The following is a 23,589-nucleotide window of genomic DNA, read 5'->3' as shown; positions in this document are numbered from 1 at the left end:
ACCTGCGGGAACCGGGCTTGCGCGCCAGGGTGCGGGCACGACGGACCACGAGGGACATGGACGGTCACCCGGACCGTACCGACGGTCGTCGAGGACCGGACCGGCGGTCGCGGGGGCCGCGACTTACGGTCCTCTCGACCGTATCGGGGACACTGATGACGCGCGACCGGTGCAGGGCACGGCACAGAAGGGGCTTGAGGCAATGAAGGGCACAGTGGGTGAGCTAGGTGAGTTCGGGCTCATCAGGGAGCTGACCTCCCGTCTCACCACCACCCCGGCGGTCCGGGTCGGCCCCGGCGACGACGCCGCGGTGGTCGCCGCCCCCGACCGCCGGGTGGTGGCCAGCACCGACATCCTGCTGGAGGGCCGGCACTTCCGCCGCGACTGGTCCACGGCCTACGACGTCGGCCGCAAGGCCGCCGCGCAGAACCTCGCCGACATCGCCGCGATGGGCGCCGTGCCGACCGCGCTGCTGCTCGGCCTGGTCGTCCCGGCCGAACTTCCGGTCACCTGGCCCACCGAACTGATGGACGGGCTGCGCGACGAGTGCCAGGTCGCCGGCGCCTCCGTGGTCGGCGGGGACGTCGTACGCGGCGACACGATCATGGTCTCGATCACCGCGCTCGGCGATCTGCGCAACCAGGAGCCCGTCACGCGCGCGGGAGCCCAGCCCGGGGACCTCGTGGCCGTCACCGGCTGGCTGGGCTGGTCCGCCGCCGGGTACGCGGTGCTCGCCCGCGGCTTCCGCTCGCCGCGCGCCTTCGTGGAGGCCCACCGGCGCCCCGAGCCGCCGTACCACGCGGGTCCGGCCGCCGCCGCGCTCGGCGCCACCGCGATGTGCGACGTCAGCGACGGCCTGATCGCCGACCTCGGGCACATCGCCGAGGCCAGCAAGGTCCGCATCGACATCCGCTCCGGCGCGATCGACATCCCCACCCAGATGAACGACATCGGGCAGGCCGTCGGCGTGGACCCGCTCCAGTGGGTACTGAGCGGGGGAGAGGACCACGCGATCGTGGCCACCTTCCCGCCGGACGCCAAGCTCCCGGCCCGCTGGAAGGTCATCGGCGAGGTCCTCAACCCCTCCGCGCTGCCCCAGGTGACGGTCGACGGGGCGCCCTGGACCAGCAAGGGCGGCTGGGACCACTTCGGGGACATCGAGTCGTGAGCGCCTCCGCGGCCCCGCCCGGGGTGCTCACGGTGGCCGGCTCGGACTCCGGCGGCGGCGCCGGCGTCCAGGCCGATCTGAAGACGATGCTCGCGCTCGGCGTGCACGGCATGAGCGTGCTCACCGCGGTGACCGCGCAGAACTCCCTGGGCGTCCAGGGCGCCTGGGAACTGCCGGTGGAGGCGGTGCGGGCGCAGTACCGCAGCGTCGTGGACGACATCGGCGTCCAGGCCGTGAAGACCGGCATGCTGGCCTCCGCCGAACTGGTCGAGGCGGTCGCCGAGTTGATCTCCGGCACGGACGCGCCGGCCGTGGTCGACCCGGTCGGCGTCTCCAAGCACGGCGACCCGCTGCTGGCCGCCTCCGCGCTGGACTCGGTGCGCACGAAACTGCTGCCCGCCGCCACCGTCGCCACCCCGAACCTGGACGAGGTCGCCCAACTCACCGGCGTCCGCGTCCACTCGGAGGACGATCTGCGACGGGCCGCCGCGGCCGTGCTGGAGTTCGGGCCGCGGTGGGTGCTGATCAAGGGCGGGCACCTCGCGGGCGACGCCGTGGACCTGCTCACCGACGGCACCGAGGAACACGTGCTTCGGGCCCCCCGCCACGACAACCGGCACACCCACGGCACCGGCTGCACCCTGGCCTCCGCGATCGCCTGCGGCCTGGCCAGGGGGCGGTCCGTGCCGGAGGCGGTCACGGCGGCCAAGGAGTACGTCACCGGGGCCATCGCCGCCGGGTTCGCCCTCGGGACGGGGATCGGTCCCGTGGACCACGGCTGGGCGCTGGGGCGGGCCCTGCCCTGAGGGACGGCCTGCGGGCCTCTTCCGGCTGTGGGCCTCTTCCGGCTGTGGGCCGGGCGGGGCTCTCGTCCGGCTCGGGAGGCCGGGCGGGGCCGTTTTCCGTCCCGAGGGCGGGCGGGACCGGCGGACCCTTCCGCGGCCCGGGGTCAGGCGGGGTACTCCCCGAGGTCGACGGCGGTCGCCGCCTTCTCCGTGAGCCGCTTGAAGAACCCGGCCAGCATCCGCGAGCCGAGCAGCCGGTACATCCGGTCCCGGCTGCGGATGCGCCGCTCGGTGGCCGGCGCGAAGAACGGCCCCGCGTTGCCGGAGATCTTCTGGCAGCCCCTGGCGAAGTCCCGGATCCGGCTCTCGTAGGCGGCCAGCGCCACCCGGTGGTCGCCGCCCGCCAGGGCCAGCTCACCGGCGAGGACATGGGCGGCGACGATCGCCACACCCGTGCCCATGCCGCCCATCGTCGCCCCGTACCCGGCGTCCCCGAGCAGCGCCACCCGCCCCCGGGTGAGACGGTCGACGTGGATCTGCGCGATGGCGTCGAAGTACAGGTCGTCCGTCTCCGCGAGGCCCTCCAGCACGGCCGGCGTCTCCCAGCCCATCCCGGCGAACCGCTCGCGGAGGATCCGCTTCTGCGCCGCGACGTCCCGGCGGTCGTACGCCAGCTGCTCGGACCGGAAGACCAGCAGCGCGCCGGCCCGCTCCGGGTCGCCGTCGTAGTTGTTGAGGCCGACGCAGCGGCCGGGCTCGCTGTACAGCAGGCCGGTGCGGTTCAGCCCCAGGTGGTTGGGGAGGCTGAAGCCGGCCACGTAGTGGTCGAGGAAGCGCAGGTAGCGGGACTCGTCCCCGAACACCAGGCGGCGGGTGTTCGAGTGCAGGCCGTCGGCGGCGACGACGAGGTCGAAGCGGCGGGACGCACCCCGCTCGAACGCGACCTCCACGCCCCGCGGGGTGTCGGCCAGCGCGGTGATCCAGTCGCCGAAGACGTACTCCGCCGAGTCCTTCGTCCGCTCGTACATGATCCGTGCCAGGTCGCCGCGGAAGATCTCCACATCGCCGCTCATCATCTCCGCGGGCAGGTCCACCCGCGGGGTGCCGTCGGCGGCGACGACGCGCTGCGGGCCCATGCGGGTCCGGTGGGCGTGGACGTCGTCCCAGATGCCCATCGCGGTGAGCACCGTACGGTGCACGTGCCCCCGGAAGTCGACCGCGAAGCCGCCGGCGCGCAGGGCGGGCGCCTTCTCCACGACCGTGACCCGGGCGCCGTAGCGGGCCAGGTTCAGGGCGAGGGCGGGGCCGGCGACGCTGGCGCCGGAGATCAGGACGGACAGGTGGCCGAGGTCGTGTGTCTTCGTCATGCGGCCACGCTCCCGGCCCCCGCTTACCGTCCGCCTACCGTTCGCTGACCGCCGCCGACCGCAGCCTGTGGCCTCTCCCGTAGGCCGTGCGGTACGCCTCGGAGGACAGGCACGCGCGCGTGTGCTCCGTCGTCCGCGCGACGTCCGGGTCCCCGTGCAGGGGCGCGCCGCGCAGGGCGGCGGCGGCGCCGAGGAGTTCGGCCGCCCGCTCCGGCCGCGGGGCGACGGCCGCGAGGGCGTAGGCGACATCGGCGAGCAGGAGCGGATCGGGCGGGTCCAGGGCGTGCGCGCGGGCCTGGACGAGCCAGTCCCGGGCGGTGTCCGGGTCACCCCCGGCGAGGGACGCGCGCCCCAGACCGAGGAGGATCCGTGCCGTCTCCCCGACGCTGAACCAGGTGGCCGCGCAGGCCTCCAGGGCGTTCTCGTAGTGCACGCGCGCGCGTGCCGTGTCCCCGGCCAGCCGCGCCGCGTCGCCCAGGCCGCGCAGCGCCCCGGCCACCTTGTCCGTGGCCCCGGCGGTACGGGCCAGCTCACCGGCGCGCGTGAAGTGCGCCGCGGCCTCCCGCGACGCGCCCTGGGCCAGCAGCACCGCTCCCCGGGTGCGCAGCAGGTCGGCGGTCTCCTCCGGTGCGTCCAGCTCGCGCACGTGCACCAGGCCCTCGTCGAGCAGGGCCAGCGCCCGCGCGTACTCGCCCCGGCCGTACGCGAAACCGCCCAGCGGGTCGAGACAAGCAACCGCACGGCCGGCTCCTCGGGCAGCGGCGGCACCGGCACCAGCACCTCGCCCGTGACGCCCAGCGACTCCCGGCTGGTCGCCAGCACACGCACCGCCGGGCAGGCGCCCAGCAGCAGCGCGGCCGTTCGCGCGGCGGCTTCCACCAGGTGCTCGCAGTTGTCGAGCACCAGCAGCACCGCACGGTCCGCCAGCACCTCCAGCAGCCGGTCCAAGGCGTCCGTGGCCGGACTCCGGAACCCGTCCCGCACCCCCAGCGCCGCCAGCACCGCGTACGGAATCCGGGAACCGTCGGCGACCGGCGCCAGCTCGACCAGACAGACGTCCGGCGCGGCACCCGGGCGCGGGGGAGCGGCGGTGCCGGGGGACCGGGCGGGGTCCGTGACCGGGGCCGGACGGGTTCGGGGCCGGACCGTGCGGGCGTGGGCGGGTGGCTGCGGCGGGGGGCCGGAGAGGTGGGTCCGGTCCGTGTCCGGGCGGGGATGCGCGGGTGGCCGTCGCGCGGTGCCGGTGTGGATTCGGGACGTGTCCGTGCCGGTGTGGGCCCGGGATGTGTCCGTGCCGGTGTGGGCCCGGGCCGCCTCCAGGGCGAGGCGGGTCTTGCCGACGCCGCCGGGGCCGGTCAGGGTCACCAGGCGGGAGTCGGACAGGGCGCGGCCGATCCGGGCCAGTTCCGCCTCGCGGCCCACGAACCGGGTCAGCTGGGCCGGGAGCCGGGGCCGGGCCGGGGGTTCGGCGCCGTCCCGGAGCAGATCGAGGTGGAGCGCGGACAGCTCCGGCGAGGGGTCCGCGCCCAGCTCGTCGGCGAGCGCGCGCCGCGCGCCCTCGAACACCGCCAGCGCCTCGGCGGGCCGCCCGGCCGCGTGCAGGGCCCGCATCAGCTGCCCGTACAGCCGCTCGTCCAGCGGACGCCGCTGGAGCAGCGCCCGCAGCTCGGGCACCAGCTCCGGCCCGCCGCCGGTACCCAGCTCGGCCTCGATCCGGTCCTGGACGACGGTCAGCCGCAGCTCCTCCAGCCGGGCCCGGTCGGCGTGCGCGTCCGGCAGGTCGGGCAGCACCGGCCCACGCCACAGCGCGAGGGCGTCACGCAGGAGGGCCGCCGCCCGCGGGTGGTCGCCGGCGGTGAGCGCCGTACGGCCCTCGGCGGCCAGCCGGGCGAACCGGTGGGCGTCGACCGCGTCCGGGGCGACGGCGAGGGCGTACCCGGCGGGGCCGGCGTCGATGCCGGCGTGCGGCGCGAGCCGCCGGCGCAGGCGGGAGATCTGGGACTGGAGCGCGCTCACGGCCCCGGCGGGCGGTTCGGCGCCGTACAGGCCGTCCAGGAGCCGTTCCACGGACACGGGGCGGCCGGCGTCGAGCGGCAGCAGGGTGAGCAGGGCGCGGGGGCGGGGGCCGCCGGGGTCGAGCGGGGTGCCGTCGTCGGTGTGGATCTCGACCGGGCCCAGGATGCCGAAGCGCATTCCGTGGATTGTGGCAGGCCACGGCCGTTCATGGGCCGTTCATGGGGACGGCAAAAAGCCGGCCCACCCGGAGGTGGACCGGCTCAGTGCAGCGAACCAGCAGGCAGTGGCCGCGCGCTCAGCTGAAGCGTCAGCGCGAGACCTTGCCGGCCTTGATGCACGAGGTGCAAGCGTTCACGCGCTTCGGCGTCCCGCCGACCACGGTACGCACACGCTGGATGTTCGGGTTCCAGCGACGGGACGTACGGCGGTGCGAGTGCGAGATGTTGTTGCCGAAGCCCGGCCCCTTGCCGCAGACGTCGCAGTTGGCAGCCACGGGTCACTCCAAAGACTTCAGATGCACTTACGGTTGATCCCGGCATGCCGGGATCGAGATCCTAAGACCTGAGATCTTGAGTGGCGCTGCCAGGGGAATGGCCCGATCGGATCGGGCAACCGGAGCAGCATACAACGACTGCGTCCGTACAACGAAACTACCATGGCAGCTCAGGCCCCCCGCCCCGCCCTCTTCCGGAGTACACCGGTCCGGGGTCTACGCTGCGTCCCACGTACGGCCGGCTCAGGGAGGCGCAGGTGGCGCAGGTGCCGCAGACATTCTTCGATGCTCTCGCGGTGCGCACCTGGTGCGGTCTGGCGCTCCGGGCACTGGGCCGGGCCCGTGAGGAGATCGACGCGATCAACGTCTACCCGGTGGCCGACGGGGACACCGGGACCAACCTCTATCTGACCGTGGAGTCGGCCGCGACGGCCGTGGAGGCGGTGTTCACCGGGCACGGCACCGGTGCCGGGGAGCCCGCCCTGGCCGACGCCGTGCGGGCCATGGCCCACGGCGCGCTCATCGGGGCCCGGGGCAACTCCGGGACGATCCTCGCGCAACTGCTGCGCGGCATGGCCCAGGTGCTCGCGGACGCCGGTGACTCCCCTCACACCGACGGCTCGGCGCTGCGGCTGGCCCTGCGCCGGGCCGCGGACTCCGCCCGGCAGGCCGTGGCCCACCCCGTCGAGGGCACGGTGCTCACGGTCGCCTCGGCCGCAGCCGACGCCGCCGAGGGAGCCGAGGGCGACTGCGGAACGGTCGCCCGGGCCGCCTACGAGGGCGCGCGGGCGGCGCTGGCCGCGACCCCGGGCCAGCTGGCCGTGCTCGAACGGGCCGGCGTGGTCGACGCGGGCGGCCGGGGGCTGGTGGCGGTGCTGGGGGCGCTGGTGGAGGCGTTCACGGGGGAGGCGGCGCGCGAGGCTCCGCTCCGTGACCTCCACGACCTCCACGCGCGCGTGGAAGCGCCCGCCGCGCACGCGCGCCAAGAGCACGAAGCCACGGGCGCAGGGGCGGGCGAAGGGACGGGTGCGGGCACGGAGCCGGACGGGCAGGCGCTCACGGACACGGCCGTGGAGACGGCCCCGGAGTGCCCGTCCGACACCGGCGGCCCCGCCTTCGAGGTGATCTACCTCCTGGAGGCCGACGACGCGGCCGTGACCCGGCTGCGGACGCGGCTCGACGCTCTCGGGGACTCCCTGGTCGTGGTCGGCGGCGACGGGCTGTGGAACGTCCATGTGCACGTGGACGACGCGGGCGCCGCCGTGGAGGCCGGTGTGGAGGCCGGGCGGCCGTACCGGATCCGGATCACCCACTTCGGGCTCGGCGAAGTGCGCACCGGGCGGGAGCGCCCGCCGCGCGAGCGGGCCCAGCGCGCGGTCGTCGCCGTCGTACCGGGCGAGGGACTGGCCGGGCTGTACGCCGAGGCGGGCGCGACCACCGTCCTCGCGCGCCCCGGGGAGCCGCCCGCCAGCGGGGAGCTGGTGCAGGCGGTACGGCGGGCCCACGCGCGCGAAATCGTCCTGCTGCCCAACGACGCCGACCTGCGCCACACGGCCGCCGCGGCGGCCGAGCAGGCCCGCACCGAGGGCATCCGCGTCGCGCTGATCCCGACCCGCTCGGCGGTCCAGGGCATCGCCGCGCTCGCGGTGCACGAGCCGGGGCGCCGCTTCGACGAGGACGTGGTCCAGATGACCTCGGCGGCGGGCGCCACCCGCTACGCCGAGGTGGTCGTCGCCGAGCACGAGTCCTGGACCACGGTCGGCATCTGCCAGGCCGGGGATGTGCTCGGCCTCATCGACGGCGACGTCGCGGTGATCGGCGCGGACGTCACCGCCACCGCCCGGACCGTCCTGGACCGCATGCTCCAGGCCGGCGGCGAACTGGTCACGCTCGTCGTCGGCGACGAGGCGCCCGCGACCGTCGCCGGGCACCTGGAGGCCCACGTACGGGAGTCGTACCTGGCGGTGGACACGGTCGCCTACCGCGGGGGGAGGCAGGGCGCGCTGCTGCTCATCGGCGTGGAGTGACGCGACCGCCGCTCAGCCCCGGCCGGCCCCTTCCCCTTCCCGCTCGGCCTCCTCACCTTCCCGCGCGGCCTCTTGCCCTTCCCGCGCGGCCTCCAGCATCTGCGCGGCCTCCTCCCGGCGGGCCAGTACGGTCTCGTCGCCGTCGTCCGCGCCCGCGTAGGCCGCGAGCACCGCACGCGCGCGTGCCGCCGCGTCCGCCGGGCGGCCCAGGTCGGCCTCCAGCCAGCCCGCGCCCAGTTCGGCGCCGGTACGGCTGTGCAGCCCGGCCGCGCCGAGCCCGGCGAACACCGCCACGGCCCGGGTCATCTGCTCCAGCGCCGCCTCGAACACGGCCCGGATCGCCGTGTCCTCGGCCTCCTCGGACGCCGAGCGGGCCAGCAGCTCCGCGCACTGCCGGTGGGTGCCGCCGAGTTCCGCGGCCAGCTCCTCCCGGTCCTCGCCCTCGGCCGCCGCCAGCGCCCTCTCGCACTCCCGTACCGCCTCCGCCATCAGCGCCCGGGCGTCCGCCGCACCGGACTCCCCGTCCAGCGCCAGCCAGGCCCGGGCGCGCAGCGAGCGGACCAGGAACGGGGCGTTGCCGAGTGCCCGCCACAGCTCGCCCGCGCGCGCGTAGGCCCGGTCCGCCTCCGCCGCCAGTCCCGCGTTGCCCAGCGACTCGGCGGCGAGGTGGGCGAGCGTGGCGTGGTCCTGCTGCTCGGGCCAGTGCCGGGCCAGGTCGGCTGCCTTGAGCCGCTCCTCGGCGGCGGCCCGGTGCTCGCCCAGCTCGCCCAGGCAGTCCCCGAGCCACCAGTGCGCCTGCACGACCACCCCGTCGCCGTGCGTCCCGGCGCTCAGGTCGGCCAGCGCGGACTCCAGCACCTCGGCGGCCTCCGCGTACCGGCCCCGGCGGAGCAGGAAGCCGCCCAGCTGCTGCCGCGCCCAGGCGCCCAGAGTGGCGCTCTCACCGGCCTCGTCGGCCCAGTGCGCGGCCTGGAGCGCGTGCTCGGCCGCCTCGCCGGGCGCGTCCCTGCCGCCGAGCACCTCCGCGAGCTGGAGGTGCAGCTGGGCCCGCCCCACCGGCTCCACGTACGGGCCGCCGTGCTCCAGGGCCGCCCGCAGCGCGTGCTCGGCCCCGCCCAGGTCGCCGGCCTGGTGGGCCAGGGCGGCGACCTGCACCTCGTACTCCACCGCGAACCAGGGCAGCCCGGCGGCCACGTACGCGTCGGCGGAACGCCGGAACAGCTTCGCCGCCCGCTCCGCGTCCCCGGTGAGCGCGGCCAGCTCGGCGAGCATCGCCCGCGCCTCGGCGGCCCGCGCCGCCAGCCGTACGTCGTCCCCGCCGCACCCGTCGACGAGCGCCGGCACCTCGCGCACGGCCGCCTCGGCCTCGGCGACGGCCCGCACGGCGTCCCGGCCGCCGCCCGCGGCCGCCTCGTGCACCCGGCGCATCAGCACCCGCGCCCGGCTCATCACCACCGACGCCGTCTGCCGCACCCCGGTGCCCTCGTCGGCGTACAGCGCGAGCACCTGGTCGTACAGCTCCGTGACCGCGGCGAGGGCCGCGTCCACCTCTCCCGCCAGGGCGCGGATGTACGCCGCACGCGCGCGTGCGGCCAGTGCCTCGCCGGGGTCGCCGGCCTCCGCGTACAGGACCGCCGCCCGTTCGAACAGGGGGAGACCCTCGGGCCCGAGCGCCATCGCCTCGTGGTCGGCGATCTCCGCGCGGTCGCGCGGCTCGAGGCCGGTGCCGTCCCCGGCGGCCCGTGCCACCGCCGCCCACGCCTGCAGGGCGTGCGGCCGCAGGGTCTCCGACAGCCGCCGCGCCTCCGCGAGCAGGTCGGGCAGGCCGGGTCCGCCCACGACGTCCGCCGCCGGAGCCGCGGCCGGCGGGGCGGGCGCCGGGGCGGGGCGCACCGTACGCACGCCCAGCGGCAGCCGCTCCTCCAGCGGACGCTGGGCCATCCGCGCCCGGATCCGGTCGCCCACGGCGGACGTGCCGTTGCGGCGGTCGAACCGCTCGGCCAGGTCCGTCGCCTCCGCGCGCGCGTGCGCGGCGAGTTCCCGTGCGGTCCAGGTCCGCCCGGCCGGCCCCGGCACCCGCTGCGCGCCGAGGCCCAGCTCGGTCAGCCGGTCCATGAGCAGCGTCACCACGGCCATGAAGTCCAGCCGGCTGCGCGGATGCCCGGTGTCCGTGAAGTACGCCGGCCGCTCGGCCAGCAGCTCCAGACCGCGCGCCTCGTTCCCGGTCAGCGCGCAGAACTCCACGTGGTCGGCGTACGCGCCCCGCATGCTCTCCATCGGCCGCACCAGCCGGAAACCGCGCAGGTGGTGGGCCCGCGCCTCCTCCAGGCGGCCGAGGCGCAGCAGCGGGGCCAGCGAGGAGGCGAGCACCGTGTGCGGTTCGTGCGCGCAGGCGAACTCGCCGTCGAGCACCGGCCGCCACAGCCGGAGCGCCTCCGCGTCCCGCCCGCACCGCACCTGCCAGACGCCCTGCCCGTGCAGCTCGCAGGCGTGGCAGTCGGCCATCGCGTCCCGGTCGGCGGCCAGCCACGCGGCGTACGCCCGCTCCGCACGCGCGAGGTCCCCGGTGTGCGCGGCCACCGTGAACTCCGCGCTGCGCACGGCACGTTCCGAGTGGCCCGCGAGCCGGTAGCGGTGCTCCATCTCACCGAGCCACTTCTCGATCGAGGCGAGCGGGATGTGCGGCTGGTCCACCATGCCCGCCGACATCCACTTGAAGACCCAGTGCAGCGAGTGCGTCTCGTACGCGTCGAAGTCCTCCGGCCGTTCGTCCCACATGCGCAGCAGCCGCGCGAACGGGACGAACATCCTGTCCTTCTCGGAGCTGTAGTTGTAGACCTTCAGCTGGTGCCCGAGCGCCTCGATCACGGCCAGCGGGACGTTCAGCCTCTCGGCCTCGGCGAGCAGCTGCTCCGCGCGCGCGTTGCGGGCCGGGCCCTCCGGTTCCTCGGAGTTCTCCGCCAGCGCCCGGCGCAGCGCGTCGAAGTCGGTGATCTCGCTCGTCATCGTCCGTCCTCCTCGCCGTGGGTCGCCCATGCGAGCAGCCCGATGAACGCCCGGTTGAGCAGCGCCGTGTCGGCCGGGCGGAGCGGGCGCTGCGCCATCAGCAGGGCCTGCCCGTACAGCGACTCGGTCGCGGTGCCGATCAGCTCCGGATCGCGGAGGCCGCCGATCCGCCGGACCAGCGGGTTGAGGTGGTTGAGCACCAGACGCGCGCGCGGGGCGCTGCCGCGCAGCGAGCCCAGGATGCCCGCCCACAGGTCGTCGGCCTGCTCCTCGGCCTCCGCCCGGGCCTGCTCGTGCCGGGCGGCCCGGTCGTTCAGGTGCAGCGCGGGCACGGACAGCGGGTGGAAGGCCCGCAGGACCACGTCGCAGCCCAGCGGGTCGAGCCGGTCCCGCGCGGTGGCGAGGAAACCGGCCAGGGCGAGCTCCTCGCCCGGGTCGACCGCGTCCAGGTGCGCGGTCACGGTGTCCGCGTCCAGCTCGGCGACCACCGTCCCGGGCCGCACCCGCGGCAGCGCCTCGACCAGCTCGCTGTCGTAGGTGTAGCCGCCGTTGACCACGCCGACGCCCTGCGCGGAGGCGATCGGCGCGACCTGCCGGTACTCCTCGACGGTCCGCGTGAAGTGCACCACCGGGTGCCGCCGCGCGAACTCCTCCAGGGACAGCTGCCCGTCGGTCGTCTCGAACGGCAGCCACGGCAGCATCGTGCGCAGCATCTCCGCGTCGTGCCGGGCCAGGGACTTCACACCCAGGTGGTGCACGGCGAGGAAGGCCGACAGGCGCTCGGGGTCGCCGGCCGCGAGCCCGGTCAGCCAGGACCGGATCCTTCCGCCGAGGGCGTCCCGTACGGCGGCGAGGGTCTCGTCCTCGTACAGCGACTCGCGCGAGGCGGTGGGCCGCAGGCTGTCGGTGTCCAGGACGCAGCGCACGAAGAACGCCCAGTCCGGCAGCAGCTGTTCGGCCCGCTCGGTGAGCAGCATGCCCTTCAGGTGCACCCGGTGCGTCGCCCGCTGGGCCGGGCTGACCGCCGACGGCAGCACGTACGCCACCCCGCGGACCCCGGCCAGCGGCACGTCCAGGTCGATGGAGTCCAGCGGGGCGAAACCGAACAGCTCCTGGCAGTGCCGGGCCAGCGCCACGCGCCGGCCGGCGGGGCCGGGGTAGGAGCGGTCCCAGGGGGCGGGCAGGTCGGTGACCGGCTCGCCGCCGACCCGGACGTCGTACGGCAGCAGCGAGCCGAAGTCCCGGGCCAGCTCGCGGACCCGGTCCGGCGCCAGCCACTCGGCCGCGCCGGCCCGCGCCGTCAGGTACACGGTCGTACCCGGCTCGGGCCGCTCGGCGTCGGGGAGGGTGCGCACGGTGTACGAACCGTCGTCGCGCGCCGTCCACTCCACCGGCGGTGCCTTCGGCGTACGGGCGCTGCGGCTGACCACCCGGATCCGCTCGGCGACCAGGAAGCAGGCCAGCAGCCCGATGCCGAACTGGCCGAGGAAGTCCGCCCGGGCCTCCTGCAGGCCCTCGGCCCGCTTGGAGCTGCGGCCGATGGTCGCCAGCAGGCTGTGCACGTCCGGCTCGGTGAGCCCGATGCCGGTGTCCTCCACCCGCAGGGCGCCGTCCGCGGCGTGCAGCCGGATCCGCGCCGGGGCGTCCGGCTCGGCGGCCCGCCGGGCGGTGACGGCGTCCACGGCGTTCTGCAGCAGCTCGCGCAGGTAGACCCGGGGACTGGAGTAGAGGTGATGGGAGAGCAGGTCCACGAGACCGCGCAGGTCGACCTGGAAACTGTGAGGTGGATGAGGTGACCGGGATGCCTGGGATGCCTGGGAGGTCTGGGAGGAGTCCATCGTCACTGCGCCGGAGGGGGGAGTGCGCGGCGCGGGGTCGGGCGGTCCCGGCGGGGCGGTGACCGCGAAGGATGGCCGGAGCGCGCCATCCTAGGCCCGGAACAGCCCGCCTGACCAGGAGTTTCCCTGATGTTTACGGCGTCCGGCCCGGAACCTTCCAGGGCGGGGTCTACGGCATTGTCAGTGCCGTGGTGTGCAATGGATCTCGTGCCCGCACTGCAAGAACCGCTCAAGAAGGTGCTCGGCCCCGCCACCGCGAAGGTGATGGCCGAGCACCTCGGCCTGCACACCGTCGGCGACCTGCTGCACCACTACCCCCGCAGATACGAGGAGCGCGGCCAGCTCACCCACCTCGCCGACCTCCCGATGGACGAGCACGTCACGGTGGTCGCCCAGGTCGCCGACGCCCGCCTGCACACCTTCGCCTCGGCCAGGGCCCCGCGCGGCAAGGGCCAGCGCCTCGAGGTCACCATCACCGACGGCAGCGGCCGGCTCCAGCTCGTCTTCTTCGGCAACGGCGTCCACAAACCCCACAAGGATCTGCTGCCGGGCACCCGCGCGATGTTCGCCGGCAAGGTCTCCGTCTTCAACCGCCGCCTCCAACTCGCCCACCCGGCCTACGAGCTGCTCCGAGGCGAGGGCGAGGAGGCGGTCGAGAACTGGGCCGGCGCGCTGATCCCCCTGTACCCGGCCACCGCCAAGCTGGAGTCCTGGAAGATCGGCAAGGCGGTGCAGACGGTCCTGCCGAGCGTCCAGGAAGCCCTCGACCCGCTGCCCGAGAGCCTCCGCGAGGGCCGTGGCCTGCTCCCGCTCCCCGAGGCCCTGCTCAAGATCCACCGCCCGCACACCAAGGCCGACATCGCCGACGCCCGCGCCCGCCTGAAGTGGGACGAGGCCTTCGTCCTCCAGGTCGCCCTGGCCCGCCGCCGGCACGCCGACACCCAGCTCGCCGCTGTCCCGCGCGTCCCCCGGCCGGACGGCATCCTCGCCGCCTTCGACGACCGCCTCCCCTTCACCCTCACCGAGGGCCAGCGGAAGGTCTCCCAGGAGATCTTCGCCGACCTGGCCACCGCCCACCCCATGCACCGTCTCCTCCAGGGCGAGGTCGGATCCGGCAAGACGATGGTCGCCCTGCGCGCCATGCTCGCCGTGGTCGACGCGGGCGGGCAGGCGGCCATGCTCGCGCCCACCGAGGTCCTGGCCCAGCAGCACCACCGCTCGGTCACCGAGATGATGGGCGAGCTGGCCGAGAAGGGCATGCTGGGCGGCGCCGAGCACGCCACCAAGGTCGTCCTGCTCACCGGCTCGATGGGCGCGGCGGCCCGCCGCCAGGCCCTGCTCGACCTGGCCACCGGCGAGGCGGGTGTCGTCATCGGCACCCACGCCCTCATCGAGGACAAGGTCCAGTTCCACGACCTGGGCCTGGTCGTGGTGGACGAACAGCACCGCTTCGGTGTGGAACAGCGCGACGCCCTGCGCGGCAAGGCGCACTCCCAGGGGGAGCGGCGGTCCCCGCACCTCCTCGTCATGACGGCCACCCCCATCCCGCGCACGGTCGCCATGACCGTCTTCGGCGACCTCGAGACCTCGGTCCTCGACCAGCTCCCGGCCGGCCGCTCCCCGATCGCCAGCCATGTCGTCCCGGCCGCCGACAAACCGCACTTCCTGGCCCGCGCCTGGGAACGCGTCCGCGAGGAGGTCGAGGCCGGCCACCAGGCGTACGTCGTCTGCCCCCGCATCGGGGACGAGGAGGACGACCCGAAGAAGGCGGGCAGGAAGAAGTCCGGCGAGGACGAGGGGGACAAGCGCCCCCCGCTGGCCGTGCTCGACGTCGCCGACCAGCTCGCCCGGGGTCCCCTGAAGGGGCTGCGGGTGGAGGTGCTGCACGGCCGTATGCACCCCGACGACAAGGACGCGGTGATGCGCCGCTTCGCCGCCGGCGAGACGGACGTCCTGGTCGCCACCACCGTCATCGAGGTCGGCGTCAACGTCCCCAACGCCACGGCCATGGTCATCATGGACGCCGACCGCTTCGGCGTCTCCCAGCTCCACCAGCTGCGCGGCCGGGTCGGCCGGGGTTCCGCGCCCGGTCTGTGCCTCCTGGTCACCGAGATGCCCGAGGCCGGCCCCGCCCGCCAGCGCCTGGCCGCCGTCGCCTCCACGCTCGACGGCTTCGAGTTGTCCCGCATCGACCTCGAACAGCGGCGCGAGGGCGACGTCCTCGGCCAGGCCCAGTCCGGTGCCCGCTCCAGCCTGCGGGTCCTCGCGGTCATCGAGGACGAGGAGGTCATCGCGGAGGCGAGGGAGGAAGCGGCGGCGGTGGTGGCGGCCGACCCCGAGCTGACCGGCCTGCCGGCTCTGCGGACGGCGCTGGACGCCCTCCTGGACGAGGAGAGGGAGCAGTACTTGGACAAGGGGTGAGACGGCCCCCTCCCGGGGGCGGCGCAAAGAAGCGCGCGACCAGCCACAATGAACCCGTACAGCCGCCCACCGAGAAGGACCCCACATGACCCGCGTGATCGCCGGCCGGGCCGGCGGACGGCGCCTCGCAGTACCCCCGGGCACCGGCACCCGCCCCACCTCGGACCGCGCACGCGAGGGCCTCTTCTCCACCTGGCAGTCCCTCCTCGGCGGCCCGCTGGACGGCGAACGGGTCCTGGACCTCTACGCCGGCTCGGGAGCCGTGGGCCTGGAGGCCCTGTCCCGGGGCGCGAGCCACACCCTGCTGGTCGAGGCGGACGCCCGGGCCGCGCGGATCGTCCGCGAGAACGTGAAGAACCTGGGCCTTCCCGGCGCCGAGGTCAGAACGGGCAAAGCGGAACAGGTCGTCAGGCAGCCCGCCCCGGAAGAGCCGTACGACCTGGTCTTCCTCGACCCCCCGTACGCCGTCTCGGACGACGATCTTCGGGAGATCCTGCTCACACTCCGCTCGGAACGCTGGCTCGCTGAGCAAGCGCTCGTCACCGTGGAGCGCAGCACCAGAGGCGGCGAATTCCACTGGCCGGACGGCTTCGAGGCGATCCGGTCCCGTCGCTACGGCGAGGGAACGTTTTGGTACGGTCGCGCCGCCTCTACGTGCGAAGACGCACGATGACCGGACCGGAGAGCGAGGGATCACAAGTGCGCCGCGCCGTCTGTCCCGGGTCGTTCGACCCGATCACCAACGGACATCTCGACATCATCGCCCGAGCCTCCCGTCTCTACGACGAGGTCTACGTCGCGGTGATGATCAACAAGTCCAAGAAGGGCCTGTTCGAGATCGAGGAGCGGATCGAGCTGATCCGCCGGGTCACCGCCGAGTACGCCAACGTCCGCGTGGAGGCGTTCCACGGCCTCCTCGTCGACTTCTGCAAGCAGCGCGACATCCCGGCCATCGTCAAGGGCCTGCGCGCGGTCAGCGACTTCGACTACGAACTCCAGATGGCCCAGATGAACAACGGCCTCACCGGCGTCGAAACACTGTTCGTGCCCACCAACCCCACCTACAGCTTCCTCTCCTCCTCCCTCGTCAAGGAGGTCGCGGCCTGGGGCGGCGACGTCTCCCACCTGGTGCCGGCCGAGGTCCTGGAGGCACTCAACAAGCGCCTCGCCCAGGACTGATGGGGCTACAGTCGTCCCGTCCGTCTCCAACCCGGCTGTAGAGAGTGGCGAGCACAGGTGGACGTGCAGAAGAAGCTCGACGAGATCGTCTCCACGGTCTCCGGTGCCCGGTCCATGCCCATGTCGGCATCGTGCGTGGTCAACCGCGCCGAGCTGCTCGCGATGCTCGAAGAGCTGCGCCAGGCGCTGCCCGGCTCCCTCGCCCAGGCGCAGGAGCTGATCGGCGACCGTGAGCAGATGGTCGAGCAGGCCCGGCTGGAGGCCGAGCGGATCATCGAGAACGCCCGCGCCGAGCGCGGCTCGCTGATCTCCGACACCGAGATCGCCCGCCGCTCCCAGGCCGAGGCCGACCGGATCCTCGCCGAGGCCCGCCAGGAGGCCGAGGAGATCCGCGCCGAGGCCGACGACTACGTCGACTCCAAGCTCGCCAACTTCGAGGTCGTCCTCACCAAGACCCTCGGCTCGGTCGGCCGTGGCCGCGAGAAGCTCCTCGGCACCGGGCCCGGCCTGGACGAGAACGGCTACGAGGACGAGGACGCCCCCGAGCGCAGCCAGGACCCGGCGACCCTGCGCCACGACGCCGACGCCTACGTGGACGCCAAGCTCGGCGCCTTCGAGGCGGTCCTCGCCAAGACCCTGGAGGCCGTCGGCCGGGGCCGGCAGAAGCTGCACGGCCGGATCGCCACCGACGACCTCGGCGCCCTCGCCGACGACACCACGACCTTCCAGCACTCCAGCGACGCCGACTACCTCGCCGACCTCGCGGCCCTCGCGGACGGCGACCGCGCGGACCGGCGGCAGTCCGAGCCCCAGGAACAGCCGCAGCCGCAGCCGTCGTACGCACCGCAGCCCGCCTACTCCCCCGGCTCCGGCTACGCTCCGGCGGGAGGCGCCCCCCTCCGGCAGGAGGACCCCTACACGGGCTTCCCGCAGCAGCCCGGCTACCCCCCGCAGCAGGACCCGTACGGCTACCAGCAGCCCGACCCCTACGCCTACCAGGGCTACGACGCCCAGCAGGGCGGCTACGACCCCCAGCAGCCCCAGCACCAGCCGCAGGCGCACCAGCCCGAGTCCCAGGGGCAGCAGGGTTACGCCCTGGACGAGACCAGCCTCTTCGACACCGGCATGATCAGCGCGGAGCAGCTGAGGGCGTACGAGCAGGGCCGGGGCCTGTAGCGCACCGGATTGGGCGCAGAGCGAAAGGTCCAGTATCCTGGCTCTTCGGTCGCGCGTATGTCCGCGATCACCGCTGCCCCGGAACACCGACGGGCGGCGTCCCTCCGAGTTCACAGATCGAAAGCAGGAATGGCCTCCAACGCCCGCCTCGACCACCGCAACCCCCTCGTGTTCGACACGCACGAGCTGGGTCGGCGTCCTGGCGCGCTCCAGCGCCTGACCCGCACGATCGACGCTCCCGCCGATCTCGGCATCCAGGGGGTCATCGGAGTGCCGGAAGGCGCCCCGGTCGAACTCGAACTTCGGCTGGAGTCGGTCCTGGAAGGGGTGCTTGTCACAGGCACCGCCCGTGCACAGGCCGAGGGGGAGTGCGTAAGGTGTCTGGAGCCGGTCGGGCTGGAGCTCGAAGCGGACTTCCAGGAACTGTTCTCGTACCCTGACGCCGACGACCGGGGCCGTGTGATCGCGGAACCGGGCGACGACGCCGAGGACGACGAGGACAGGTTCTTCCTCGAGGACGGACTCTTCGACCTCGAACCTCTGCTGCGCGATGCGGTGGTGCTCGCACTGCCGATGCAGCCGGTGTGCCAGGAAGACTGCCCGGGCCTGTGCTCCGAGTGCGGAGTGCGGCTCGCGGACGACCCGGACCACCACCACGACGCCGTCGACATCCGTTGGGCGGCTTTGCAGGGACTCGCCGGTTCGACGACGGACGGCGAGAAGGACGAGATGAGCGGCGCCGCCGAAGCGGGCGTCGACGAGAAGCAGGAGAAGTAGCCGTGGCTGTTCCGAAGCGGAAGATGTCGCGCAGCAACACGCGCCACCGCCGGTCGCAGTGGAAGGCTGCGGTCCCCACCCTGGTTGCGTGCGAGCGCTGCCACGAGCCCAAGCAGCAGCACATCGCGTGCCCGTCGTGCGGCACCTACAACAAGCGCCAGGTCCTCGAAGTCTGAGTGGCTGGTGAGAGGCCCGATGACAGACGCGAAAGCAGCTGGTCCCCGCATGCGCGGGGGTAGTCCGCAGGCCTCGTCCCACACGCTTCTGGAAGGGCGGCTCGGCTACCAGGTCGAGTCCGCCCTTCTGGTGCGTGCGCTGACCCACCGTTCCTACGCGTACGAGAACGGCGGTCTGCCGACGAACGAGCGGCTGGAGTTCCTGGGGGACTCCGTGCTCGGTCTCGTCGTCACGGACACGCTGTACCGCACCCACCCCGACCTGCCCGAAGGCCAGCTGGCCAAGCTGCGGGCCGCGGTGGTCAACTCGCGTGCGCTGGCGGAGGTCGGCCGTGGCCTCGACCTGGGCGCCTTCATCCGGCTCGGCCGTGGTGAAGAGGGCACGGGCGGCCGGGACAAGGCATCCATCCTCGCCGACACCCTGGAAGCGGTGATCGGCGCGGTCTATCTCGACCAGGGCCTCGACGCGGCCTCCGAACTGGTGCACCGCCTGTTCGACCCGCTGATCGAGAAGTCCTCCAACCTCGGTGCCGGCCTGGACTGGAAGACGTCCCTCCAGGAGCTGACCGCGATCGAGGGGCTCGGCGTGCCCGAGTACCTGGTCACGGAGACCGGCCCCGACCACGAGAAGACCTTCACTGCTGCCGCCCGCGTCGGAGGCGTCTCGTACGGCACCGGCACCGGCCGCAGCAAGAAGGAGGCGGAGCAGCAGGCCGCCGAGTCCGCCTGGCGTTCCATCCGCGCGGCCGCGGACGAGCGCGCCAAGGTGGCCAAGGAGCCTGTGAGGGAGACGGCCGACGAGGCCGTCAAGGGCGGCGACACGTCGTCCGCCACCGCCTGACCGGAAACAGCACCACCCGAGCGCCCGTCCCGCCCCCGGCGGAGGCGGGCGCTCGGTCCGTTCCCGGGCCGGCCACGGCTCCGCCCACGCACACACGCGCTCGCGGCCGGCCCATCGACCACGCCGTCGCGGCCGGCCCACGCGAGCACGCCGTCGCGGCCGCACCGGCCGGCCCAAGAGGACCCCGGCCGGCCGAGCGGGCCCCGGGATACCCTGCCCTCAGCTTTCCGAGAGCCGCCCTCCGCAGTCGCCCGAAGGAGTACCGTGCCCGAGTTGCCCGAGGTCGAGGTCGTCCGGCGGGGCCTGGAGCGCTGGGTCGCCCACCGGACCGTCGCCGAGACCGAGGTGCTGCACCCCCGTGCCGTGCGCCGGCACGTCGCCGGGCCCGACGACTTCGCGCACCGGCTCAAGGGCCACCACATCGGCACGCCCCGCCGGCGCGGCAAGTACCTGTGGCTGCCGCTGGAGGAGACCAACCAGTCCGTCCTCGCCCACCTCGGGATGAGCGGGCAACTGCTGGTCCAGCCGCACGACGCGCCGGACGAGAAGCACCTGCGCATCCGCGTCCGGTTCGCCGACGGCCTCGGCACCGAACTCCGCTTCGTGGACCAGCGCACCTTCGGTGGCCTGTCGCTGCACGACAACACCGCGGGCGGCCTGCCCGACGTCATCGCGCACATCGCGCGCGACCCGCTGGACCCGCTCTTCGACGACGACGCCTTCCACCGGGCGCTGCGCCGCAAGCGGACCACCATCAAGCGGGCCCTGCTGGACCAGTCGCTGATCAGCGGGGTCGGCAACATCTACGCGGACGAGGCCCTGTGGCGCACCCGCGTCCACTACGAACGCCCGACGGCCAACCTCACCCGCCCGGTCACGGCGGAACTCCTCGGCCACGTCCGGGACGTGATGAACGAGGCCCTCGCCGTCGGCGGCACCAGCTTCGACAGCCTGTACGTCAACGTCAACGGCGAGTCCGGCTACTTCGACCGCTCCCTGGACGCGTACGGCCGCGAGGGCCTGCCCTGCAAGCGCTGCGGCACCCCCATGCGCCGCCGCCCCTGGATGAACCGGTCCAGCTACTTCTGTCCTAAGTGTCAGAGGGCGCCGCGCGTCTCGTCGTAACGCGCGCGGGCCGCGAGGACGTCGTCCATCGCGCCCTCCACACAGTGGATGAGCGCCAGCAGCCGCTCGGCGACCTGCCGGCCCAGCGGGGTCAGCTCGTAGTCCACGCGCGGCGGATTCGTCGGCTGGGCCTCACGGAACACCAGGCCGTCGCGCTCCAGCGCGTGCAGCGTCTGGGACAGCATCTTCTCGCTCACCCCGTCCACGCGCCGGCGCAGCTCGTTGAAGCGCAGCGAGCCCTCGTACAGCGCGCCGAGCGTCAGCCCGCCCCAGCGGCCCGTGACGTGCTCCAGCGTGCCGCGCGACGGGCAGGCCTTGGCGAAGACGTTGTACGCGAGGTCGTCGTGGTCCTGGGCGGTGACGGTCATACCGCAAGGGTACGCCCGCACAGCGCTCACTGCCAGGTTGCACTAACCAGAAGTTAGTGCTTTCCTTTCGTCATTGCTTCCGGCCGCTCTCCACGCGAGCTGCCGCTTTCCGCTGCCTTTCGAGGAGTACGCATGACCACGCCCGTCGTTTCCATCGCCTACCACTCCGGCTACGGCCACACCGCCGTCCTCGCCGAGGCCGTCCGCGCGGGTGCCCTCGACGCGGGCGCCGAGGTCCACCTGATCAAGGTGGACGAGATCACCGACGAGCAGTGGGAGACGCTGGACCGCTCCGACGCGATCGTCTTCGGTTCGCCCACCTACATGGGCACCGCCTCCGGCGCCTTCCACGCCTTCGCCGAGGCCTCCTCCAAGCGCTGGTCCGGCCAGGACTGGAAGGACAAGCTGGCCGCCGGCTTCACCAACTCCGCCTCCAAGAGCGGCGACAAGCTGCACACCCTGCAGTTCTTCCAGACGCTCGCCGCCCAGCACGGCATGCACTGGGTCAACCTGGGCCTGCTCCCCGGCTGGAACAGCAGCACCGCCTCCGAGAACGACCTCAACCGCCTCGGCTTCTTCGCCGGCGCGGCCGCCCAGAGCAACAACGACCAGGGCCCGGAGGGCGTCCACAAGGCCGACGTGGCGACCGCCGAGCACCTGGGCCGCCGGGTGGCCGAGACGGCCACGGTCTTCACGCGCGGCCGCGCCGCCGCGTAAGGCTCCCGCGGAGGGCCTCAGTACCCGAAGTCCTGCGTCCACCACGGGCCGCCCGGGCCGAAGTGGACGCCGACGCCGAGGGTCTTGAAGTCGGGGTTCAGGATGTTGGCGCGGTGGCCGGGGCTGCTCATCCAGGCCTGCAGCACGGCCGCCGCGTCGGCCTGGCCGCGGGCTATGTTCTCGCCGCCCAGGTCGGTGACACCGGCCGCCGCGGCCCGGTCCCACGGTGACCTGCCGTCCGGGTCGGTGTGGTCGAAGAAGTCCCGCGCGGCCATGTCGTCGCTGAACGACTCCGCCAGCTTCGTCAGCGAGGAGTTCGCCGCCAGCGGGCTGACGCCGGCCTTCGTCCGCTCCTCGTTGACGAGCTTCAGCACCTCGGCCTCGACGGCGGCCTCGCGCGACACCGTCTCGGGCGTGGAGGCCGGTGCCGGTGCCTTGGTGGCCGCCGGTGCCGTGGTGGCCGTGCGGGACGGGGTGCCCTTCGGCCTGGGCGAGGCGGAGGGCTTCGCCGGGGTGGCCCTGGGGGTGGTCCTCGGCGCCGGCGTCCTCGCGGGCGTCTTCGACGGGGTCCGGGTCGGCGACGCGGACTTCGACGCGGACTTCGAGGCGGACACCGAGGGGGAGGGCGAAGAGGGGGAGGCGGAGGCCGACGGGCTCGGGGAGCCGGCGCGGCCGGCGGTCCCGGCGGTGGGCGTCGCGGCGGGACTGTCGACGCTGCCCGAGGTGCCGCCCTGCTCGCCGGCCGTGTTGCCGGGAGCGGCCGCGGACCCCACCCGGTCCCCGCCGGCGTTGTGCGTGCTGCCACCGAGCCGGTAGTGGTCCAGGCCGGGCACCACGCCCGTGGTCACCGCGACCGTGCCGAGCGCCACGGCCGCGGACACCCCGAGCAGACCCGCACGCACCGGCCGTCCGGCCCTGCCGCGCCGGTGACGCTCACGGGGCGGGCCGCCGGCCGGGACGGGAGCGCCGGAGCGGGACGAGGACGCCGAGCCGGTGTCGTCCGCGGCGAAGAGATAGGCCTGCGCCTTGGCGGTCGCCTCGGCGTAGGCCTCGGGGTTCAGATAGGGCGCTATGCCCATGGGTATCCGGCGTTCGCCCGGGGACGAGTGCCACGCGTCCCCGCTCCCGGAGCCAGAGCCGGAGCCGGAGCCCGAGTGCTGCGTCTGTGTGACACCCGCGGCGCGGCCGGCGGCGGAGCGTCGGTGGCGTCCCATGTCCTTGGCCCTCTTCCTCGTGCTTCCTCGTGCTCGCGGCCGACCGGTGCCCCCGCGGCAGGCGACTCCCCGGTGAGCGACGCGCGTGCGGGCGACGCGTGGTGAGTGACTCCGTCCGGCCAACCCGACTCACTCCATCGAGTGAGTTTCAGATGGGATTCATTGGGTCCGGACGGTACCTCATGGCGCTCGGGGACGATGTGTCCCGCATGACACCGGCCGGTTAGGTTGCACCCATGAGCGAGGACGTACGACTGATCGCCTGGGTGCGTGGACACGTGCAGGGCGTGGGTTTCCGCTGGTTCACGCGGGCCAAGGCGCTGGAGATCGGCGGGCTGAGTGGTTTTGCTCTCAATCTGGCCGACGGCCGGGTCCAGGTGGTCGCCGAGGGGTCACGGGAGGGGTGCGAGGGACTGCTGGAATGGCTCCAGAGCAGCGACACGCCCGGGCGCGTGGACGGCGTCACCGAGATCTGGGACACACCGCGCGGCGGCTACGACGGCTTCGCCATCCGCTGATCCCGGGCCCCGAAGCCCCGCGTCCCGGCGCGGGGCAAGCTGCCGGGGGCATGTGCGGAAGCGGAAACGCCCTGGTGGTTGCCAAGACGGGCGCGGCATGGCAGGCTCCGCACGTACTGCTGGTCGCCACACCCTGAGGGCCCGGAGGAGTCACAGCGCCGCCGTCTTTCCGGCCGCGCACCCCGGTTCGCCCCCCAATACAGGGTGTGATCGTGTTGACCGTCAAACTTTTTGGTGAGACGCTGAAAGCCCCGCGCACCTTAGCTGTTTGGCATGGAACAACAGCAGAGCAACACCCCGATGTGCCAAGCACCGCGGGTGCGAATCCCTCACGACCCACACCGCATCGGTCGGTCACTCATTGTGGAGGACCATCC

The 23,589-nt window shown here is 73.9% G+C and carries 20 protein-coding genes and 1 pseudogene; 13 read left to right on the top strand and 8 right to left on the bottom strand.

The genetic code is table 11. The features are described 5' to 3' along the window. The first annotated feature begins 202 nt into the window (after positions 1–202). Positions 203–1,168 (top strand): thiamine-phosphate kinase, encoded by a 966-nt coding sequence (locus ACZ4VF_RS32685; RefSeq protein ID WP_467930536.1) that lies wholly within the window; start codon positions 203–205, stop codon positions 1,166–1,168. Further along, the gene (gene thiD / locus ACZ4VF_RS32680; protein ID WP_467930534.1) at positions 1,165–1,974 is read left to right on the top strand and encodes a bifunctional hydroxymethylpyrimidine kinase/phosphomethylpyrimidine kinase; all 810 of its coding nucleotides are present in this window, start codon (positions 1,165–1,167) and stop codon (positions 1,972–1,974) included. The genes ACZ4VF_RS32685 and thiD overlap by 4 nt, the downstream gene beginning before the upstream one ends. Positions 1,975–2,117: 143 nt before the next feature. On the opposite strand, the gene ACZ4VF_RS32675 is transcribed toward thiD, so the two are convergent. The 4 genes and pseudogenes from ACZ4VF_RS32675 to rpmB all read right to left on the bottom strand — a co-directional run bounded on the left by ACZ4VF_RS32675 (position 2,118) and on the right by rpmB (position 5,829). Further along, a complete protein-coding gene (locus ACZ4VF_RS32675) occupies positions 2,118–3,320 on the bottom strand; it encodes an FAD-dependent monooxygenase (RefSeq protein ID WP_467930607.1) in 1,203 nt (400 codons plus the stop codon). 34 nt (positions 3,321–3,354) lie between these two features. After that, entirely contained in the window at positions 3,355–3,972 is a 618-nt protein-coding gene (locus ACZ4VF_RS32670; RefSeq protein ID WP_467930608.1) for a tetratricopeptide repeat protein, read from the bottom strand. Positions 3,973–4,613: 641 nt separating this feature from the next. Beyond that, positions 4,614–5,513: pseudogene (locus tag ACZ4VF_RS32665) on the bottom strand (AfsR/SARP family transcriptional regulator); the annotation flags it as partial. A 130-nt stretch (positions 5,514–5,643) separates the two neighbouring features. Then, on the bottom strand, positions 5,644–5,829 hold the full coding sequence (gene rpmB / locus ACZ4VF_RS32660; RefSeq protein WP_003993230.1) for a 50S ribosomal protein L28: 186 nt from the start codon (positions 5,827–5,829) through the stop codon (positions 5,644–5,646). A 257-nt stretch (positions 5,830–6,086) separates the two neighbouring features. Between rpmB and ACZ4VF_RS32655 the strand changes: the two genes are divergently transcribed. Then, entirely contained in the window at positions 6,087–7,856 is a 1,770-nt protein-coding gene (locus ACZ4VF_RS32655) for a DAK2 domain-containing protein (protein WP_467930533.1), read from the top strand. Between the two features lie 12 nt (positions 7,857–7,868). Here ACZ4VF_RS32655 and ACZ4VF_RS32650 read toward each other — a convergent pair whose 3' ends face one another. Together ACZ4VF_RS32650 and ACZ4VF_RS32645 are read right to left on the bottom strand one after the other, a co-directional pair. Continuing rightward, complete coding sequence (locus tag ACZ4VF_RS32650; RefSeq protein WP_467930532.1) at positions 7,869–10,862, bottom strand: tetratricopeptide repeat protein; 2,994 nt, start codon at positions 10,860–10,862, stop codon at positions 7,869–7,871. Beyond that, the gene (locus tag ACZ4VF_RS32645; RefSeq protein ID WP_467930531.1) at positions 10,859–12,700 is read right to left on the bottom strand and encodes an HSP90 family protein; all 1,842 of its coding nucleotides are present in this window, start codon (positions 12,698–12,700) and stop codon (positions 10,859–10,861) included. The genes ACZ4VF_RS32650 and ACZ4VF_RS32645 overlap by 4 nt, the downstream gene beginning before the upstream one ends. A gap of 198 nt (positions 12,701–12,898) precedes the next feature. Here ACZ4VF_RS32645 and recG point away from each other — a divergent pair, with 198 nt between their 5' ends. The 8 genes from recG to mutM all read left to right on the top strand — a co-directional run bounded on the left by recG (position 12,899) and on the right by mutM (position 20,395). Further along, positions 12,899–15,121, top strand: a complete 2,223-nt coding sequence (gene recG / locus ACZ4VF_RS32640) for an ATP-dependent DNA helicase RecG (protein ID WP_467930530.1) — start codon at positions 12,899–12,901, stop codon at positions 15,119–15,121. An 85-nt stretch (positions 15,122–15,206) separates the two neighbouring features. Then, positions 15,207–15,794, top strand: coding sequence for a 16S rRNA (guanine(966)-N(2))-methyltransferase RsmD (rsmD, locus tag ACZ4VF_RS32635; protein WP_467930528.1), 588 nt, complete (start codon positions 15,207–15,209; stop codon positions 15,792–15,794). A gap of 26 nt (positions 15,795–15,820) precedes the next feature. Further along, on the top strand, positions 15,821–16,300 hold the full coding sequence (gene coaD, locus ACZ4VF_RS32630) for a pantetheine-phosphate adenylyltransferase (protein WP_467930606.1): 480 nt from the start codon (positions 15,821–15,823) through the stop codon (positions 16,298–16,300). Between the two features lie 57 nt (positions 16,301–16,357). Continuing rightward, positions 16,358–17,476 carry an ATP synthase F0 subunit B gene (locus tag ACZ4VF_RS32625; RefSeq protein ID WP_467930527.1) on the top strand — a complete coding sequence of 373 codons (1,119 nt, stop codon included), beginning with the start codon at positions 16,358–16,360 and terminating at the stop codon, positions 17,474–17,476. A gap of 129 nt (positions 17,477–17,605) precedes the next feature. Next, entirely contained in the window at positions 17,606–18,253 is a 648-nt protein-coding gene (locus ACZ4VF_RS32620) for a YceD family protein (RefSeq protein WP_467930604.1), read from the top strand. A gap of 2 nt (positions 18,254–18,255) precedes the next feature. Beyond that, on the top strand, positions 18,256–18,429 hold the full coding sequence (gene rpmF / locus ACZ4VF_RS32615; protein ID WP_003951102.1) for a 50S ribosomal protein L32: 174 nt from the start codon (positions 18,256–18,258) through the stop codon (positions 18,427–18,429). 19 nt (positions 18,430–18,448) lie between these two features. Beyond that, positions 18,449–19,270: a ribonuclease III gene (gene rnc, locus ACZ4VF_RS32610; protein ID WP_467930526.1), complete on the top strand. Its 822-nt coding sequence runs from the start codon at positions 18,449–18,451 to the stop codon at positions 19,268–19,270. A gap of 264 nt (positions 19,271–19,534) precedes the next feature. Further along, positions 19,535–20,395, top strand: coding sequence for a bifunctional DNA-formamidopyrimidine glycosylase/DNA-(apurinic or apyrimidinic site) lyase (mutM, locus tag ACZ4VF_RS32605; RefSeq protein WP_467930525.1), 861 nt, complete (start codon positions 19,535–19,537; stop codon positions 20,393–20,395). On the opposite strand, the gene ACZ4VF_RS32600 is transcribed toward mutM, so the two are convergent. After that, entirely contained in the window at positions 20,368–20,763 is a 396-nt protein-coding gene (locus tag ACZ4VF_RS32600; RefSeq protein ID WP_467930524.1) for a winged helix-turn-helix transcriptional regulator, read from the bottom strand. The genes mutM and ACZ4VF_RS32600 overlap by 28 nt on opposite strands. 132 nt (positions 20,764–20,895) lie before the next feature. On the opposite strand from ACZ4VF_RS32600, the gene ACZ4VF_RS32595 reads away from it, so the two are divergent. Beyond that, positions 20,896–21,480, top strand: a complete 585-nt coding sequence (locus ACZ4VF_RS32595; protein ID WP_467930523.1) for a flavodoxin family protein — start codon at positions 20,896–20,898, stop codon at positions 21,478–21,480. Positions 21,481–21,497: 17 nt separating this feature from the next. On the opposite strand, the gene ACZ4VF_RS32590 is transcribed toward ACZ4VF_RS32595, so the two are convergent. Continuing rightward, positions 21,498–22,694, bottom strand: a complete 1,197-nt coding sequence (locus ACZ4VF_RS32590; protein WP_467930521.1) for a CAP domain-containing protein — start codon at positions 22,692–22,694, stop codon at positions 21,498–21,500. 236 nt (positions 22,695–22,930) lie between these two features. On the opposite strand from ACZ4VF_RS32590, the gene ACZ4VF_RS32585 reads away from it, so the two are divergent. Continuing rightward, entirely contained in the window at positions 22,931–23,212 is a 282-nt protein-coding gene (locus ACZ4VF_RS32585) for an acylphosphatase (RefSeq protein WP_467930520.1), read from the top strand. The last annotated feature ends 377 nt before the right edge of the window (positions 23,213–23,589 follow it).

The sequence above is a fragment of the Streptomyces sp. NPDC029151 genome, from assembly GCF_055564315.1.
The sequence above is the reverse complement of the archived record's forward strand: the minus strand, read 5'-3'. Positions and strand labels throughout refer to the sequence as shown.

Bases quoted from the DNA above. Each gene is read 5' to 3' on its own strand.
- ACZ4VF_RS32620 (WP_467930604.1), top strand. From the start codon at position 17,606: ATGGCCTCCAACGCCCGCCTCGACCACCGCAACCCCCTCGTGTTCGAC.
- ACZ4VF_RS32600 (WP_467930524.1), bottom strand. From the start codon at position 20,763: ATGACCGTCACCGCCCAGGACCACGACGACCTCGCGTACAACGTCTTC.
- ACZ4VF_RS32650 (WP_467930532.1), bottom strand. From the start codon at position 10,862: ATGACGAGCGAGATCACCGACTTCGACGCGCTGCGCCGGGCGCTGGCG.
- rsmD (WP_467930528.1), top strand. From the start codon at position 15,207: ATGACCCGCGTGATCGCCGGCCGGGCCGGCGGACGGCGCCTCGCAGTA.
- ACZ4VF_RS32590 (WP_467930521.1), bottom strand. From the start codon at position 22,694: ATGGGACGCCACCGACGCTCCGCCGCCGGCCGCGCCGCGGGTGTCACA.
- recG (WP_467930530.1), top strand. From the start codon at position 12,899: ATGGATCTCGTGCCCGCACTGCAAGAACCGCTCAAGAAGGTGCTCGGC.
- ACZ4VF_RS32675 (WP_467930607.1), bottom strand. From the start codon at position 3,320: ATGACGAAGACACACGACCTCGGCCACCTGTCCGTCCTGATCTCCGGC.
- ACZ4VF_RS32685 (WP_467930536.1), top strand. From the start codon at position 203: ATGAAGGGCACAGTGGGTGAGCTAGGTGAGTTCGGGCTCATCAGGGAG.
- rnc (WP_467930526.1), top strand. From the start codon at position 18,449: ATGACAGACGCGAAAGCAGCTGGTCCCCGCATGCGCGGGGGTAGTCCG.
- ACZ4VF_RS32585 (WP_467930520.1), top strand. From the start codon at position 22,931: ATGAGCGAGGACGTACGACTGATCGCCTGGGTGCGTGGACACGTGCAG.
- ACZ4VF_RS32595 (WP_467930523.1), top strand. From the start codon at position 20,896: ATGACCACGCCCGTCGTTTCCATCGCCTACCACTCCGGCTACGGCCAC.
- ACZ4VF_RS32645 (WP_467930531.1), bottom strand. From the start codon at position 12,700: ATGGACTCCTCCCAGACCTCCCAGGCATCCCAGGCATCCCGGTCACCT.